The organism is Cellvibrio sp. pealriver (assembly GCF_001183545.1).
In the GTDB taxonomy this organism is placed as follows: Bacteria; Pseudomonadota; Gammaproteobacteria; order Pseudomonadales; family Cellvibrionaceae; genus Cellvibrio.
Map to the genome: position 1 here is coordinate 1,008,164 of NZ_KQ236688.1, position 16,262 is coordinate 1,024,425.

Below are 16,262 nucleotides of genomic sequence, written 5' to 3' on the forward strand. Positions count from 1 at the left end.
TAATGATAACCAGCCCAATACCCCAGATTGTTACTCACTTTGAGGCGCGTGTACTTACCCTAAGCCTGAATCGCCCGGAGCGTAAAAATGCGCTGACATTAGCGATGTACGGCGCTTTGGCTGATTTGATCAAAAGTGCCGATGCGGATGCGGAGGTGCGTGTGGTTGTGCTCACAGGTACGGATGAGTTTTTTACCAGTGGCAATGATTTGATGGATTTTATGAATGAGCCTGAAATCCATGAGCATCACCCTGTTGTACGTTTTATGGAGGCATTGCGCGATTGTGGTAAACCGGTAGTGGCGGTGGTTCGTGGCCATGCGGTGGGGATTGGTACGACGTTGCTGCTGCATTGCGATCTTGTGTATGCCGCTGATGATGCGCGCCTGCAATTGCCCTTTGTCAATCTCGGCTTGTGCCCTGAATATGCGAGCAGTTATTTGATTCCCCGGCTGGTCGGCCAACAGAAAGCGGCTGAGCTGTTTTTTCTGGGTGAACCTTTTTCCGGTGCAGAAGCGGCTGATTTGGGCGTTGTGACCAAGGCGGTTCCGTGGGATGAGCTAACGGAATACGCAAAAACAAAAATCGCGCGTTTGGCCCAACAACCTCCGGGCGCTGTACGCCGTACGAAAGCACTTTTGCGTGCGGCGACCCGTGTTGCGGTAGATGCATCGCTCAGCACGGAATACACCGGTTTTGCGGCAGGCTTGGCATCAGAGGAATGCAAGGAATCCATCACTGCCTTTTTTGAAAAACGTGCGCCGGACTTTTCACGATTTTAGGCCACGGTTTTAAGTCACGATTTTAGGTCGTGAGTGTAGAACAGAAGCGCAGCGTTTTTTGATGCTATTTTTTGATACTAATTCGCCATGTGTTTAATGATTGCTTACTGATGAGTGGAAAATGTATGTCTTTACAATTCGATTTCAAGCACAAAAATGTTTTGGTTGTGGGTGGTACTAGCGGTATTAATCGCGGTATTGCAGAAACTTTCGCTAAAGCGGGCGCACGCGTTGCGGTGGTGAGCCGTTCACAAGAAAAAGTGGATGACACACTGCAGTCGCTTAAACAGTGTGGTGCCGTTGATGCGCGTGGTTTTGCTGCCGATGTGCGTGAAGCCGAGGCCATTAAAAACGGAATTGCTGAAATTGCAGCTGCATGGGGAAAATTGGATGTGGTGGTATCGGGTGCGGCAGGTAATTTTCCCGCGTTGGCGATGGGAATGTCGCCCAATGGATTTCGTTCGGTGATTGAAATTGATCTGCTGGGTACGTTTCATGTAATGCAGGCAATTTATCCGCATCTTAAAAAACCGGGTGCATCGATTATTAACATTTCTGCTCCCCAGGCTGATATTCCAATGGCGGGGCAAAGCCATGTATGCGCAGCGAAAGCCGGAGTCGATATGATTACGCGCACTTTGTGTCTGGAATGGGGCGCTGAGGGCGTACGTATTAATTCAGTGATCCCCGGCCCGATTGACAACACTGAAGGTATGAAGCGCCTCGCACCTACAGAGGGTTTGCGTGCTGCAGTAACAAGGTCCGTGCCTTTGCAGCGTATGGGCTCTACCGATGATATCGCCCATGCCTGTTTATTTTTAGCCTCGGACTTTGCCAGTTATATCAGCGGCGCTGTGATTCCGGTGGATGGAGGCTGGGCGCAGGGCGGTGCAGCTGTTGTAGGTGCGGGTTTGGCAGAAATGCTGCGCAAACAATAACCGTTGCGCTTAACAATATTGGCCGTTAATGGGTGATACGGATTAAAAACATTTTCGGCCATTGTTTTCCTGTTACCCAAAATGCCTGTTGTTTTTCATCCCACGCGATACCGTTCAATACCTGTTCACTGTCCTTGAGATTGAGTGTTTTTTTCAAATCGCCCAAATCGATTTTTCCTACAACATGCCCGCTATCCGGATCAATTTTTACTATTTGGTCTTGATGCCATACATTCGCCCAGATAAATCCCCGCACAAATTCCAACTCGTTTAATTGCGATACGTCAGTACCGTCATCAGTGACATTTATCGTTTTTGTAACAGTAAAATCGGTAGCGTTATGAAAATATAACCTGCTGCTGCCATCGCTGCGGATTAATTGTTCTCCATTGCTGGTCAAGCCCCAGCCTTCGCCATTGTAGGAAATACTTTTTTCGTAATTCAGGGTTGCTTTGTCATACACCAGCAAGGTTTTTTCTCGCCAGGTCAGTAAATAGAGTTTTCCATTCAGCAACGCCAGGCCTTCGGCAAAGTACTGGCTCGGAATAGATTGCTTTTGGGTAAAGGGTGCCGATATTTTTGCCCAAGTGCTGGCCGGTTCAGCAATAGGGTAAGAGACTAATAAAGATTTATTGTAGAGCCCGCTGCTTTCATAAAAGTGATCGCCATCGACCAGCAAACCTTGGGTAAAGAGTGTGGGTTTGTGGGTACGCTCGGCGATGATCTTGTAGTGTAGCGATGTGTTCTCTGTTGCTGATGTGAGGTTCGCTATCAATAACAGGCTGGTGCACAATAGTGCGTAGATAAATTGTTTCACGCGAATAGATTGTTTCACTCGGAAGTCCAACATGGTTAAAGGATTGCGGTTTTGAACGGTTTCAATTGTAAAGGGTTTTAATCATGAAGCGTTTACGCTCGTTTGTCAGCATTACCTTGATTGGCGGTTTTATGGTGATTTTGCCCATCGCCATTTTTGTATGGTTGGTAGAGTGGCTACTGGGTGTGGTGCGTTCGTTGATTCAACCTTTGAGCCATTGGTTGGTGGAGCAGACGGCATTTACCAATCATGTGGCAGATGTACTTGGTGTTCTACTGCTGTTATGTGCCTGTTTCTTGATTGGGTTATTTATCAAGACAAGCGTGGGCGAGTGGGTACATGACCAGCTTGATGCCTGGCTGACTCGCTTGGCTCCCGGTTACAAGACCATTCGCGAAGTGGTTTCGCAATTGCTTGGTGGCGAGGGAAATACATCGCTGCTCAAAGGTGAGGTATGCCGTGCTTATATTATGGGGCGTGCAGCCGGGGTCTCTGTTACTGCGATTGTGACAGCCAAGCATGCCAATGGTGATTTTACTGTCTACGCGCCTACAGCACCCATACCGACATCCGGATTTGTTTATCACTTGTCTTCAGAGTGTGTGGATATGTTGCCGCACGTGAGTGTAGAAGAGGCTATGCGTACCGTCATTGCGTGTGGCAGCGGCTCGCAGGTGATTTCAGAGATACCGGAAGGCTCTGCCAAGTTGGAATATACGCGCAGTGATAAGGGGCGTTAGCAAGCAACACATCACCAAGGTGTAACCCTTGGTGATGTAGAAGTAGCTGGATATTAAGTGGATGTATGTGAAAGCATGAAAGCGCGGATCAGGTTTTTTTCTTGGATGCTTTTTCTTTCGCTGGGCTTCTAGAGGCTTTTGCGTTGTCAGGTTTTGCAGCAGCAGTGGGTTTGCTAGCTGCTGTCGCTTTGGCTGCTTTTACCGGTTTATCCCCACGGGTAGAAATGAGTGATACCTCTACCGGCGGCAACTGTGGTGTTTCGCCTCGCTCCCGGCTTTCAACATAATTCAGCGCATCGGTCACTGCCTGGCTGACTTTGCGTTCGATCTCCACCATATCCTGCGGCGACATAAAAAACGTCATATCGACATCGTAGCGGATGTATCTGGGCGGTAAGCGGTTTAAGGCAACACAGGCGACATCGGCAAGAAAGTCGCGGTCACCTTGCTGAACCCGTTCACTTTGGTCATGTACTTCCTGCACGACAAGGCGCTCGTAGTAGTTGTGCAAAAAATCCACTTCATCATCCAGCACATAAGTACGGTTAGTCAGCATAGCGATACCTCTCTTTATGGAATGCTAAAGAGTATAGACAGGGTTTGCCGCTAGCGTTTGTTCTTGATTATGTCCCTGATTAAAAAACGGGCAGGGTTGAGCGCATTGGCCAGTTCGCGTGGTACCGGTAATATTTCCTGATTGATCTCCGCTGCCAGCAGTTCTGCACACAGGGGTGTGTAGGCAAGGCCGCGTGAGCCGTGACCGATATTGATATACAAACCGGCTAAGTAGTTCCCGGTTTGTTGGATAGCCGCGCGGGCGTTTTTACGCAGCGGGGCAAAATTTTGTTCCATCAGTGGTTCGTCAGCAACAGCACCAACCAGCGGTAAATAATCGGGCAGGGTACAGCGAAATGCAGCGCGGCCATTCAATTGGGCAAGATTCAGATGTTCCCAATCTGCCGCCAAATTCCCTAAAGGCTCCCGTAAATTGTTGAGATTGGTGCGGTGATCTTCTTCGCGCAGCTCGCGCGTTTCATCGCGCAAGTTAAACGTGGCTCCGGTGCAATGAAATCCATCGATCGCGGGGCCAATATAACCTTCACTGCAGACTACTGTTTTCAGTTTGCTGCTTGCGTCAGATTGCGGCACATAACTGATTTGCCCGCGAATCGATTTAATGGGCAAGTTCGCGCTGTGGCTAAAACGTTTTGCATCGCGCGCGTTGGCAATAATTGCTACTGGTGCATGTAATTCCGGGCGGTTGCGGATGTACCAGTGATTGTCGTTGTAATCCAGCGCTTCGGTATTGCAATTGGTGATCACATTAATGTTGGGGTGCGCAACCAGTGCAGTGCAAAGTGCGCGCGGATTTATCCAGCCCGCCTGCGGAAAATACAGCGCGCTGTGCGTGAGTGATACTCCGGCGATTGCACTTGCCCTGCTTGCATCTACAAACTCGACCAATTCATCGGCGGTTGAAAATTTATCGCGCAATAATTCATGCAATTGTTGTTCAGATTCATTGTGTGCTAATTGCAAAACGCCGGTTCTCCCGCCACAGACGCTCCAGTAAGCGCGATAAAAATGCAGTGCAAATTGCAAACAGGCTAAATTGAATTCTGCTTGCGCTTCATTTTTGTGGGAGAGTTTTGCATAAAGCACACCTTGTGGATTACCGGATGCTTCCACTGCAATCTCTGCATGGCGTTCAACCAGAGTTACTTTCCAACCGCGTATTGCCAAGGCATGGGCACTGGTGCAACCGGCAAGTCCGGCACCAATAATTAATGCCTGTTTTTCTGTGGGCGGTGAATAGTCTGCGTTAACTGTCCAAGGTACAGGGTAGGGCGAGTAGCTGCGATATTGTGATGCATCGATTGAAGCCTGCTCAGGTGCTTGCTCCATCAAAGCTTTGGTCATTTCCCGTTTGCGGCCAAATCCAGCCACTTTTTGAATGGCAAATCCTGCGCGTTTTAATCCGTTTTTGACAATCGCAGCTGCACTAAATGTCGCTGCAGTTGTGCCTTGTTTACTCAGCAAACGGATAACGTCAAATAATGCATCGCTCCACATTTGCGGGTTTTTGGCAGGCGCAAAGCCATCGAGAAACCATGCATCGACTTTTGCACAGAAGTGCGAAAAAGCCGGGTGGGTGGAAGCGAGCAGCTGCGTAAAACCTGCTGTGGCATCACCGATAATCAAGGTCAACTGGATACGCCCATCCATAAAGACCAGACGATGAAATCCCTCGCCCACAAACACGGGGTAGTGTTGTACTAGCTGATCGATTAATTCATGCAATTCAGGCCAAAGCGCCAAGGCTCGCTGCAAGTCGCTTTTAGCGAGCGGAAATTTTTCAACACTGACGAAATGCAATTGCGCAGTAGCAGGGGCTGTTTCCAGCCACAATTGCCACGCAGCTAAAAAATTCAGGCCAGAGCCAAAACCGGTTTCTGCAATGGTGAAATGATTGCCATCACCCAGTTGTTGCCAGCGCTCGCGCAGTTGGTTGTGTTGCAGAAAAACATGGCGGGTTTCTTCCAACCCATTTGCGCGCGAGAAATACACATCGCCAAACAGGCTGGATAACGGTTGGCCATCGTCATCCCAGTCTAATTGGGCGTGTTGTACCGAAAGAGTATCGGTTGAATCACTCACAAGCCGAACTCTTTCAAAATTTGTGCGCACCACTGTTGTATGCGCGCATCACTTAATTGAAATTCATTTTCATCGTCCAATGCCAATCCAACAAAATAATTGCCGTCGGCGGTAAGGGCTTTTGATGCTTCAAATTCGTAACCGGCGCGCGGCCAATAACCGAACGGCGTTGCACCGCGGTGGACTAATTTGCTGTGCAGGTATCCCATTGCATCCAAAAACCATTCAGGGTAACCCACCTGGTCGCCTAAGCCATAAATAGCGATTTTTTTGCCGGTGAAGTCCAGCTCATCCAACTCGTCCCAAATTTCTTCCCAGTGTTCCTGCAGCTCGCCGTAATCCCAAGTGGGAATGCCGAAAATCAGGTAATCGTAAAATTGGGTTTGGATAATCGGGGTATCAGCGATGTTAAAAAAATCCACGCACTCTTCGCCCATGAGGGTATGGATAACATTGCGGATTTTTTCGCCGGCCATTTCGGTGTAGCAGGTTGAGCTGCCATAAAACAGGCCGATGGTTTTGGTTTCACTCATAAGCAATCACAACATCTATTCAATTAATTTGCAGCAATCGGCGCGTTGTTTTAGAGCAGTTTCGCCCAATCCTGCACCCAATCGCGCGCAAGGGTTGCAGCGTCATCGCCGCTGCTTGCATCCAATACCAAAGGCTCGCCAATACGCACAGCACCCAGATCTTCAAAGGCGGCATCCAGCATGTGCCCCGCTTCATTGAAGGTGGTGTAGCTGCTATCGGCCAAATTCACAACCCCGTATCGGCGTCCGGCAATGCGTGGATAATCCCGGGTGAGGTGTAAATACAGAGGCTGGATATTGTCGGGCAGCTCGCCCGAGCCGGTATTGGAATGGCACAGCAGGATGATCTCGTCCGGGTCGCGCGCCAGATCTTCCGCGCGGGCATAAGTATTGAGGGTGACCTCGTGACCGAGTGCAGTGAGTTGCTCGCTGAGGATTTCACCTACTTGCTCTGCGCCGCCATAAACGCTGCCAATAAATATCTGGATTTTACTCATGGGATTGTTTCCATCCTGCGTTGCTAAAGCGCGCCAGCATACCCCAATTGACGCCAGGCTTCATAAACCATCACCGCAACGGCGTTGGATAGGTTCATGCTTCTACTATTAGCGGCCATAGGAATGCGCAATACCTGATTGGCGGGGAGTGACTCGCGGATACTGGCGGGCAAACCACGCGATTCGGGGCCAAAAAGCAAATAATCACCGGCCTGAAATTGTGCATCGCTATGGCAATACGTGCCCTTGGTACTCAGGGCAAAAATACGCGCAGGCTGTTCACTGGCTAAAAAGGATTCCCAGTCGCGATGACGACGCAGATCCTGGGTTTCGGCATAGTCCATACCGGCACGGGTTACACTTTTTTCATCAAGGCTGAAGCCCAGCGGTTCGATCAAATGTAATTGGCAACCGGTATTGGCAGCGAGCCGGATTATGTTCCCGGTATTTGGCGGAATTTCAGGCTCAAAAAGAACTATGTGCAGCATTTGGCTTTTCTACCTTTATGGTCTATGTTCTCTGTTAACGGTTATGTTTCTGGTGCCAATTATAAGCAAGAGTTATTAGCTTTCCTGTAAAAAAGTGGCGGCCAATGACCACAACACAATAGACCACACCAAAGATCGTCCTGAGAAAAGGTTGTCCCAAATCTGTGTTTGTTCCAAAGACAAACACTGGGGAATGGCGGGAACATAGAGGATGTAATCGGAGAGAGCCTCGATTTGAAGCAATTTGTGGACAAAATAGCCCGACTTTTGCGCGGCACGAGTCGCCAGAATCAGATGATAGGCGTAGATGTTTCTGCGGCGGGTATCGCTTTCGCCCATATCCAACGGCCAGCAACCCAACAACCCAGATTACTCAGCTGCGATTTTATTCCCGTAGAAGACGGCATCGATCCAGCAGACCTGCTACGCGCGCGGCTGCTTAAACTGGGTTTACAAAAAACTCCCTGCAATCTGGTGATGGGGAGCGGTAACTACCAACTTATTCTAGGCGAAGCGCCCAAAGTGCCAGCCGAAGAACTGGCTGAAGCCTTGCGTTGGCGGATCAAAGATCTCATTCAATTCCCGGTATCCGAAGCTATTGTCGATGCTTTTCTGTTGCCAGAAGACAGCGCCCGCGGCACCAGCCGTATGGCCTATGCGGTAGTCGCCCAGCGTAAACACATTGAAGCTCAGGTTGCCTTGGCGAAGGCTAGCGGTATGAGCCTGAAAAATATCGATATTCCTGAGTTGGTGTTGCGCAATTTGGCAGAAGCCTGTTGCGATACCAAACGCGGCGTCGCCATTGTTAAATTGCAGCAAGGCGGTGGCAGTTTGCAAATTATCCGCGATGGTAATTTGTATTTATCGCGGCAATTTTCGCTCTCATACAATGCAGGCCTGCTCGATGATCTGCCGGGTGATGCCTTGGTATTGGAACTGCAACGTTCACTGGATTATTTCGAGCGACAAATGCGCCAGGTTCCGCCCAGCCACATTTATCTCTGCGGTGAAAATGTGACGGCTGATAAATTAACCCCCGAAATTCGTAACGCCTTAGCGGTTTCCATCCATCTATTAGATGTAGATGCAGGCATACAAATTCCCGATTCCATTCCCGATCATATTCTTTCGCTTTCACTGCATGCGATAGGTGCAGCGTTGCGACAAGATCACGTAGGGCAGGGTTGATATGCAACAGATCAATTTATACCTGCCAGAATTCCAACCCAACCGCGAACCTTTGCGCAGTATCCATATGCTGTGGGGCGTGGTGATTTTTATTGTTCTGCTGGTGTTGGTGAGTGTATTGAGTGCTAAACATAACCGGGAACTGGCTCAATCGGTAGAGCAACAACGCGTACAGTTAGAACAAATAAAAAATCAGCTTAAGCAATTGGAACAACAGCGGCCACAAAGCAATCTGGCAGAACTGGATGCCCAAATTGTGCAATTGCAACAAGAGCAAGCGCGGCGCGAACAAATTTTTGCGGTTATCGCCAATAAAAAGCTTGGCAACAATTCAGGTTTTTCTGCGCATTTACAGGCGATGGGGCGGCAGTCGCTCGATACTGTCAGCCTAAATGTTTTTTCATTGCAAGCAGGTGGAAATTACATTGAATTTGCGGGTAAAACCCGTGCGGCTGACCAAATCCCTCTGTATATCCAGCGGTTACGTACAGAACCTGTTTTTGCGCAATCTGCTTTTGGCGTTTTGAATGTGGCACCACTCAAAAACAATCAGGGAGTATTTGAGTTTTCCCTGGCAAAACAACTGAAAAATAATGAGCCTGAAACCAAAACTGCAGTACAGATGCTGTTGGATATGAACCAAAAAGTGCGAGGTGAAAACTGATGTCACCAGCCATCACCCAACTTATGGAGAAAATCGATAGCCGCATACTGAGTGAGCGGGTATTGATTTTTTTGACCTCATTGGCCGTGATCTTTTTATTGTGGAATTTTCTGGTTCAAGCAAGGTTTGACCGTGAACGCGCTGACTTAAATAGCCAGTTAACGCAAATGACTACGGAACAAAAAAGCCAGGAAAGCCAGATCGCAACACTTACCCAAACAATGGCAAGTGATCCTGCTATCGCCAAGAAAAATGAAATCAATCGGCTCACTGGCAATATTGCCAACATTGAGTCGCAATTATCGGGCTTATCGCAGGGTTTAATCAGTGCAGAACAATTACCCAAAGTGTTGCAAGAAGTATTGCTGCGTACTAGCAGCGTGACGTTATTGCAAGTGCGCACGCTGGCTGTGACGGAATTGCAATTGGCAGAAAGTCCAGCAGTTCAAAATCCACAAAATAGTGCTGCTAGTAATATTGGTAGCAACACCGGCGGTACCGGCGTGTATAAACACGGCGTGCTGATCCGTGTAGCAGGTAGTTACCCGCAGCTTATTCAATTGATGAAAGAAATAGAAAATCTCGAATGGAAATTTTATTGGGAGTCGTTGGATTACACCGTTGAGCAATATCCTAATGCCACGATTGATATCAGGGTTTTTACTCTGAGTTCAGAGGAGGGGCTGCTCGGTGTATAACACTTTTGCTAACTATTGTATTTTTTCCATGCTGTGTGCTGCTTTATTCAGCACGCAAGAGCTCAATGCACAAGATGTTCGCGATCCTACTGCTCCATTGGGGCACGTTGCGAGTGCAAATGCTGCAAGCGGCGAAAACTGGGTTCTGGATGCGGTGTTGGTCAGCCCGGGGCGCAAGCTGGCAGTCATTAATGGTAATACGGTGCGTGAAGGCCAAACGATTCCCGGATCGAACGGGACTAAAGTGCAACGCATTTTGGCGCAGACAGTTGTGCTACAACAGGACAGCCAAACCCGGGTGTTAACGCTATCGCCCGGTGTTGTAAAAAAGAATTCATCAATTAAGCAAAATAATTGAGGCAGTGACAATGTTCACCAACCCTGAAAAACAATTTGGCAAACCATGCCACACACCTTGGGCGCGTATGCCGCTCGTGCTGGTGCTTATGTTAGTGGGTGCCTGTAGCTCCACCGATAACCAACGCCTGATCACTGAAGATGCAATGGATAAAGCCGTTGAGCAGCAGCGTGAACAAGGCACAGCAACAAAAGCTGTTCCTCCGGAAGTCAATAAAGCCTTGTTAAATAATCCGTCGTTAACCGGCGGTATGGCGAAGGTGAATAATGAGCGGTTCGATGTGTCGGTGCGCAATGTTGCGGCGCGTGATTTTTTTCTTGGTTTGGTGAACGGAACAGGCATCAATATCGTGGTTCACCCTGATGTTGATGGCGCAGTAACGCTCGATCTGAAAAATGTAACAGTGGAAGATGTTCTGCGCGTAACGCGCGATATATACGGCTACGAATACAAAAGAGACCGCAACATTTACACCATTTACGCCAATGCATTGCGCACTGAAGTGTTCCAGATTAATTATCTGGATGTGCAGCGCGTCGGTGTGTCCGATACCAGTGTAATGATTGGGCGCGCGCAAAGTTCTGGTGGCAATAACGGTAATAATTCTGGCGGAGGAAATAATAATTCCGCGAATGAAAATGCCAATTTATTGGGCATGATTGAAAGTGCCTCACAAAATCAACAACAAGGCAATCGCGGTGGCGGTTCAGCGCTCACACCAGGTTCTCGCGTTCAAACATTAAACCGCACCGACTTTTGGGCATCGCTGGAAAAAACCGTAGTATCGATTATCGGCGGTGTAGGTGATGATCGTTCCGTTATGGTAACGCCACAAGCAGGCATGATCGTGGTAAAAGCCATGCCACATGAATTGAGCGCGGTGCGTAATTTCCTTGAGCGCTCTGAATTGAGTATTAAACGCCAGGTTATTTTGGAGGCAAAAATTCTTGAAGTGCGTTTAAGCGAAGGATTTGAAGCAGGTGTTAATTGGGGAGCAATTAGCGGGCAGATTTCCGCAGCAAAAAATCTTGAAGATGGCTTTGCTTTGAATACTGATGGTAGTTCTCCTGTTAATGAATTCAGGGATTTGACGGTGACAGAGGTGTTTAGAAACGCTGATGGTACTCGCCAATCTGTCAGTTATGGTGATCGAGAGCGAATAGGCGGAACCGTTGCTGGTTTAATTCAAGTAACGGACATCACCAAATTATTATCATTGTTGGAAACCCAGGGCAGTGTGCAAGTACTGTCCAGTCCTCGCGTATCTACTGTGAATAACCAGAAAGCAGTTATTCGGGTGGGTTCAGATGAATATTTTGTCACGGGTATTTCCAGTAACCAAACCCAAAACGCCGCGACCACAACCAGTACACCCAATATCGAATTGTCGTCATTTTTTAGTGGCATTTCGTTGGATGTAACACCTCAAATTGCCGAAAATGGCGAAGTGATATTGCACATCCATCCGGTAGTCAGTGAAGTCACCGACCAGCAAAAAGTATTTACCGTGGGCAGTGAAGAGTTTGCATTGCCACTCGCATTGCGTGGCGTGCGTGAGTCAGACAGCATTGTAAAAGCCGCTAATGGCCAAGTGATTGTGTTGGGTGGTTTGATGACCGAATCAAACAATAATCGCGACGGCAAGCGCCCGGTGCTGGGCGATATTCCCGGTGTCAATGCGTTGTTCCGCACTAAAAATAAAGCCAAATCCAAAACCGAGTTGGTGATTTTGCTGCGTCCTATAGTAGTGGATGATAAAACTTGGGATACGCAGCTCACCGAAGCGCAAGACAGAATGCAGCGCATGGGCGATGCCTACCGGAATAATCAGAAATAAATGGTGCGCAGATAACTATCTGCGCTCGCGAGGTTCCTTATGTACCGGCAACATTTTGGATTAAAGGAGCATCCTTTTTCATTAACGCCCGATACCCAATTTTATTTTAATAGCCAAAGCCATCGCGAAGTATTGAGCACACTCTTACTTGCGTTAAAACACAGCGAAGGCTTTATCAAAATTGTGGGTGAAGTTGGTACTGGTAAAACCTTGCTTAGCCGTAAGCTGCTAGCCAGCTTGGGCGATAATTACATCACTGCGTATATTCCAAACCCGTATCTCACACCCGATGAACTGAAATGGTTTCTTGCTGAAGAAATAGGCATTCCTTATTCACCGGATGTCCCTTCGTATCAACTATTAAAAGATATTAATTTGCGCTTGGTCGAGTTGGCACAACAAAAGTGCCAAGTCGTTTTGGTAGTGGATGAAGCGCAGGCCATGCCACGCGAGACAATAGAAGCACTGCGTTTGCTGACCAATTTGGAAACTGAAAAAAGTAAATTGCTTCAAGTGGTTTTATTCGGTCAGCCGGAGTTGGATGAATTGCTTGATCGTCCTGATCTTCGCCAATTGAAGCAGCGCATTGTATTTGCTGAATACTTGCAAACAATTCCCAAAGCCAGTTTGCCGGATTATCTTGCATATCGTTTAAGTTCTGCAGGTTACCGAGGTGCGTCATTATTTTCTCGTTCGGCTATTTCCTTGTTATACAAAGCCTCTGGCGGTGTGCCACGGTTAATTAATGTGATTGCGCATAAAGCGATGCTTGCAGCCTACGGACAATCGGCTGATAAAGTCAGCCGCAGTCATATGGTGCGCGCCATTATGGATACTGCCGAAAGCCGTTCGCTTGGGCGTTGGTTGGCGCGGCGTGATTTTTGGTTATGGCCAATGCTGGCAGCCAGCGCAGCTGCCGCCATTGTTTTGGTGCCTGTGGTATTGGGTAATTTGTCGGGAGCAGTGTGATGAGTTTGCTCAATGACATGTTGCGCGATCTCTCGCACCAGCAAAAACCGGTTGATGCGTTATCGGCAGGCGCAAGCCCGACGTTGGATCTGAGCGCACAAGAGCAGCGTGAATTATTTAATCAGTCCAGTGCTGCTAAACCTTTGCCGCGCAGCTTTCTACCCAGCGTGTTGGTGTTTGTAGTTGTGTTCGCTATTGCCATTGCTTGGCAGTACATAACCGGGAAGCATATAGCCGGGAAGCAAGCGGGCAGTGAAGAAACACAACAATTGCCAGCGCAATATGCCGTTCAACCGGCGGATACGCCAATAACTGAACCCTCTGAAACACAAACGACTATCCAACAAAAAGAAATAATTGTCAGTGATGTGCCAGTGACAGCGCCCTCGCAGCCTGATCCGGAATTGGTTACACGTTTGGCGGCGCTGGAAGCCGCAGTGACTACACTGACAAATACTGTTGTTGAAAACAAAATCGCAACTGATGCGGTAATTCAAGAAGCAGATACAAACGTTGGCAGCGTAGCTTCCGCTGAAAACGTTGATGTTCGCGAATCTTCTGTTGCTCCTGAGGCTTCTGCTGCTGTTGGTGATTCTACAGCGCTTGAAACTGTCTCTGTCAGCGTAAAAGATCCATTCGGGGTGGATGAAACACCGCTACAGAATCCTTCGGAAAATATAGCAACTGAACAACGCAATAAAAAATCCCAGGTTGTACAGGCTTTATCTGATGAGCCTGCGCACTTGGATATTACTCCCAATCCCAAATGGAAAGATGAAGAGCAGGCGCGCGAAGCACGAGAGTTGGTGGCGCAAGGTCAAGTGAATTTTGCGATAGAAAGATTACAAGGGTTCATCGCGTCTGCACAGCAGCCACGTGAATCTGTAAAAACGCTACTGGATATTTTAGTTGAGCAAAATGATATTACTGCAGCCCAGCGTATATTGGCTCAAGCGGATTTTTTATCGAGCTATGAACAAGCGTATTACCAGGCAAAAATATTAGTGAACCAGCAACAAGAAGACGTGGCGATAGAATTGCTGGAAACCCATTTAACTGATGCCGATAAAGATGAAAATTACCGTGCATTGTTGGCCGGGTTGTATCAAAAAAATGGTAAGTCGTTAGAGGCGGCCAATCACTATCGCCGCTTGCTGGGAATGTTTGGCGATAAACCCGCGTATTGGTTGGGGTTTGCCTTATCGCAAGATGCACTCAACCAACCGCAAGTCGCCTTGCAGGCATATCAACGTGTTAATCAATATGCAGACTTGCCACCGCAGGTGCGTACCTATATTCAACAGCGCCTTGCTGCGCTGCAGCAGTGACTAATAACCGTAAGAACGGGTTAATTTTATTATGAGCACATTTGCACCCAAGCGTATTCGTATCGGCGATTTGCTCGTCGAAAAAAATATGATCTCTGAAACACAGCTCCAGCATGCACTGCAAGAGCAGAAGCTCACCGGCCGAAAACTGGGTGCCACTTTGGTGGAGTTGGGTTATGTAGAAGAAAATGCGTTGCTCAGTTTGTTGTCAGCGCAATTAAATATCCCGTTTGTTGAATTAAAGCAATTTCGTTTTGATCGCGATCTTGTGCAAAAACTGCCCGAGACCAGCGCTCGCCGTTATCGGGTAATGCTGCTGCGCGAAGATTTTGATGGCCTGTTATTAGGCATGGCGGACCCAACTGATATTTTCTGCTTGGATGAGCTGCAACGTATTTTGCAAAAAAATCTCAAGCCTGCGGTGGTGCGTGAATCAGAGTTACTGGATATTCTTGATATCGCCTACACACGTGCCAGTGAAATCGCAACGCTGGCGGGTGAGTTGGATGAAGAGTTGCAAGAATCTGCATTGGATTTGGCGGATTTTGCGGTCGATGCGACCGACAGCGAAGCACCGGTGGTTAAGCTGCTGCAAAAAATATTTGAAGAGGCGATCAATACCAAAGCATCGGATATCCATATCGAGCCAGACGAAAAAGTATTGCGCATCCGCAACCGTATCGACGGTGTGTTGTTAGAGCAAGTGATGAATGAAAAACGTATTGCTTCTGCATTGGTGGTGCGTTTGAAATTAATGTCGGGCATGGATATTTCAGAAAAGCGTTTGCCGCAAGACGGCCGTTTTAATTTGAAAGTCAAACATCACAATATCGATGTGCGTATTTCCACCATGCCGGTGCAATTTGGTGAATCTGTGGTTATGCGTTTGCTTGACCAGACCGATGGTGTGCGACCATTGAGTGATGTAGGAATGCCGCCGCATTTGATTGATCGCTTTCGTAAAGTCATCACTCGCCCACACGGATTGGTGTTGGTTACCGGGCCAACGGGTAGCGGTAAAACCACTACCTTGTACGGCGCGCTTTCAGAATTAAATAAGCCGGATAAAAAAATTATCACCGTAGAAGACCCTGTGGAATATCGGCTCCCCCGTATCAGCCAGGTGCAACTGCACGAAAAAATTGGTTTAAATTTTGCGAGTGTCTTGCGCGCAACCTTGCGTCAAGACCCGGATATTTTGTTAGTCGGTGAGATCCGCGATGCTGAATCAGCCGAGATTGCACTGCGTGCCTCCATGACAGGCCACATGGTGTTATCGACTTTACACACCAATGATGCGGTGACCTCAGCATTGCGTTTAATGGATATTGGTGTTGATGGCTATTTGGTAGCAACTGCATTGAAAGCTATTGTGGCGCAGCGGTTGGTGCGTCGTATTTGTAATAGCTGTATTCAGCCGCACACACCGGATGCAAACGAACGCCAGTTGCTGGCAACCATCGGCAAAGGGCGCGATTACAGCAACGTACCCTTTAAACAGGGGGCAGGTTGCCCGCATTGCCACAACACGGGTTATCGCGGTCGCATCGGTATTTTTGAAATGTTGGAATTGAACCATGCAATGGCTGATGCACTGCGTATGAACGACATTAATGCTTTCACTCATGCGGCTAATGCTGTCCCGAATTTTGTCACCCTAAGCGAAGCTGCTTTGGGTTATGCAATAGAAGGTAAAACCACACTTGAAGAAGTGATGAGTATTTCTGCACAGATAGATGAAATCTAATCCTTAACGTTGAAAGGAGT

General features: G+C 48.1%; 17 protein-coding genes. 11 read left to right on the forward strand and 6 right to left on the reverse strand.

Features of this window, described 5'->3' with window-relative positions:
• Positions 1-2 precede the first annotated feature (2 nt).
• Together VC28_RS04120 and VC28_RS04125 are read left to right on the forward strand one after the other, a co-directional pair.
• The gene (locus tag VC28_RS04120; RefSeq protein WP_049629536.1) at positions 3-782 is read left to right on the forward strand and encodes an enoyl-CoA hydratase; all 780 of its coding nucleotides are present in this window, start codon (positions 3-5) and stop codon (positions 780-782) included.
• Positions 783-907: 125 nt separating this feature from the next.
• Complete coding sequence (locus tag VC28_RS04125) at positions 908-1,720, forward strand: SDR family oxidoreductase (RefSeq protein ID WP_049629537.1); 813 nt, start codon at positions 908-910, stop codon at positions 1,718-1,720.
• 25 nt (positions 1,721-1,745) lie between these two features.
• Here the strand turns inward: VC28_RS04125 and VC28_RS04130 are convergent, their stop codons facing one another.
• Positions 1,746-2,555 (reverse strand): glutaminyl-peptide cyclotransferase, encoded by an 810-nt coding sequence (locus VC28_RS04130; RefSeq protein WP_231591641.1) that lies wholly within the window; start codon positions 2,553-2,555, stop codon positions 1,746-1,748.
• A gap of 65 nt (positions 2,556-2,620) precedes the next feature.
• On the opposite strand from VC28_RS04130, the gene VC28_RS04135 reads away from it, so the two are divergent.
• Complete coding sequence (locus VC28_RS04135) at positions 2,621-3,277, forward strand: DUF502 domain-containing protein (protein WP_049629538.1); 657 nt, start codon at positions 2,621-2,623, stop codon at positions 3,275-3,277.
• Between the two features lie 88 nt (positions 3,278-3,365).
• Here VC28_RS04135 and VC28_RS04140 read toward each other — a convergent pair whose 3' ends face one another.
• Genes VC28_RS04140 through trmL form a run of 5 tightly spaced genes read right to left on the reverse strand, consistent with a single transcriptional unit; the run spans position 3,366 to position 7,453 of the window.
• The gene (locus tag VC28_RS04140) at positions 3,366-3,833 is read right to left on the reverse strand and encodes a late competence development ComFB family protein (RefSeq protein WP_049629539.1); all 468 of its coding nucleotides are present in this window, start codon (positions 3,831-3,833) and stop codon (positions 3,366-3,368) included.
• A gap of 50 nt (positions 3,834-3,883) precedes the next feature.
• Positions 3,884-5,935 carry a bifunctional tRNA (5-methylaminomethyl-2-thiouridine)(34)-methyltransferase MnmC2/FAD-dependent 5-carboxymethylaminomethyl-2-thiouridine(34) oxidoreductase MnmC1 gene (gene mnmC / locus VC28_RS04145; protein WP_049629540.1) on the reverse strand — a complete coding sequence of 684 codons (2,052 nt, stop codon included), beginning with the start codon at positions 5,933-5,935 and terminating at the stop codon, positions 3,884-3,886.
• On the reverse strand, positions 5,932-6,468 hold the full coding sequence (fldB, locus tag VC28_RS04150) for a flavodoxin FldB (protein ID WP_049629541.1): 537 nt from the start codon (positions 6,466-6,468) through the stop codon (positions 5,932-5,934). Before fldB ends, mnmC begins: the two co-directional genes overlap by 4 nt.
• Positions 6,469-6,518: 50 nt before the next feature.
• The gene (locus VC28_RS04155; RefSeq protein WP_049629542.1) at positions 6,519-6,965 is read right to left on the reverse strand and encodes a flavodoxin domain-containing protein; all 447 of its coding nucleotides are present in this window, start codon (positions 6,963-6,965) and stop codon (positions 6,519-6,521) included.
• A 23-nt stretch (positions 6,966-6,988) separates the two neighbouring features.
• Entirely contained in the window at positions 6,989-7,453 is a 465-nt protein-coding gene (gene trmL, locus VC28_RS04160; RefSeq protein ID WP_049629543.1) for a tRNA (uridine(34)/cytosine(34)/5-carboxymethylaminomethyluridine(34)-2'-O)-methyltransferase TrmL, read from the reverse strand.
• 246 nt (positions 7,454-7,699) lie between these two features.
• Between trmL and VC28_RS04165 the strand changes: the two genes are divergently transcribed.
• From VC28_RS04165 to VC28_RS04200, 8 genes are read left to right on the forward strand one after another with little or no spacing between them, the layout of a single operon-like run.
• Entirely contained in the window at positions 7,700-8,641 is a 942-nt protein-coding gene (locus VC28_RS04165) for a type IV pilus biogenesis protein PilM (RefSeq protein WP_231591642.1), read from the forward strand.
• 1 nt (position 8,642) lies between these two features.
• Entirely contained in the window at positions 8,643-9,305 is a 663-nt protein-coding gene (locus VC28_RS04170) for a hypothetical protein (RefSeq protein ID WP_049629545.1), read from the forward strand.
• A complete protein-coding gene (locus VC28_RS04175; RefSeq protein WP_049629546.1) occupies positions 9,305-10,003 on the forward strand; it encodes an MSHA biogenesis protein MshJ in 699 nt (232 codons plus the stop codon). The genes VC28_RS04170 and VC28_RS04175 overlap by 1 nt, the downstream gene beginning before the upstream one ends.
• Positions 9,996-10,361 (forward strand): hypothetical protein, encoded by a 366-nt coding sequence (locus VC28_RS04180; protein WP_049629547.1) that lies wholly within the window; start codon positions 9,996-9,998, stop codon positions 10,359-10,361. Before VC28_RS04175 ends, VC28_RS04180 begins: the two co-directional genes overlap by 8 nt.
• 10 nt (positions 10,362-10,371) lie before the next feature.
• The gene (gene mshL / locus VC28_RS04185; RefSeq protein WP_082191401.1) at positions 10,372-12,198 is read left to right on the forward strand and encodes a pilus (MSHA type) biogenesis protein MshL; all 1,827 of its coding nucleotides are present in this window, start codon (positions 10,372-10,374) and stop codon (positions 12,196-12,198) included.
• A gap of 39 nt (positions 12,199-12,237) precedes the next feature.
• The gene (locus VC28_RS04190; RefSeq protein ID WP_049629548.1) at positions 12,238-13,167 is read left to right on the forward strand and encodes an ExeA family protein; all 930 of its coding nucleotides are present in this window, start codon (positions 12,238-12,240) and stop codon (positions 13,165-13,167) included.
• Complete coding sequence (locus VC28_RS04195) at positions 13,167-14,495, forward strand: tetratricopeptide repeat protein (protein ID WP_049629549.1); 1,329 nt, start codon at positions 13,167-13,169, stop codon at positions 14,493-14,495. The genes VC28_RS04190 and VC28_RS04195 overlap by 1 nt, the downstream gene beginning before the upstream one ends.
• Before the next feature lie 31 nt (positions 14,496-14,526).
• Entirely contained in the window at positions 14,527-16,242 is a 1,716-nt protein-coding gene (locus VC28_RS04200; RefSeq protein WP_049629550.1) for a GspE/PulE family protein, read from the forward strand.
• The last annotated feature ends 20 nt before the right edge of the window (positions 16,243-16,262 follow it).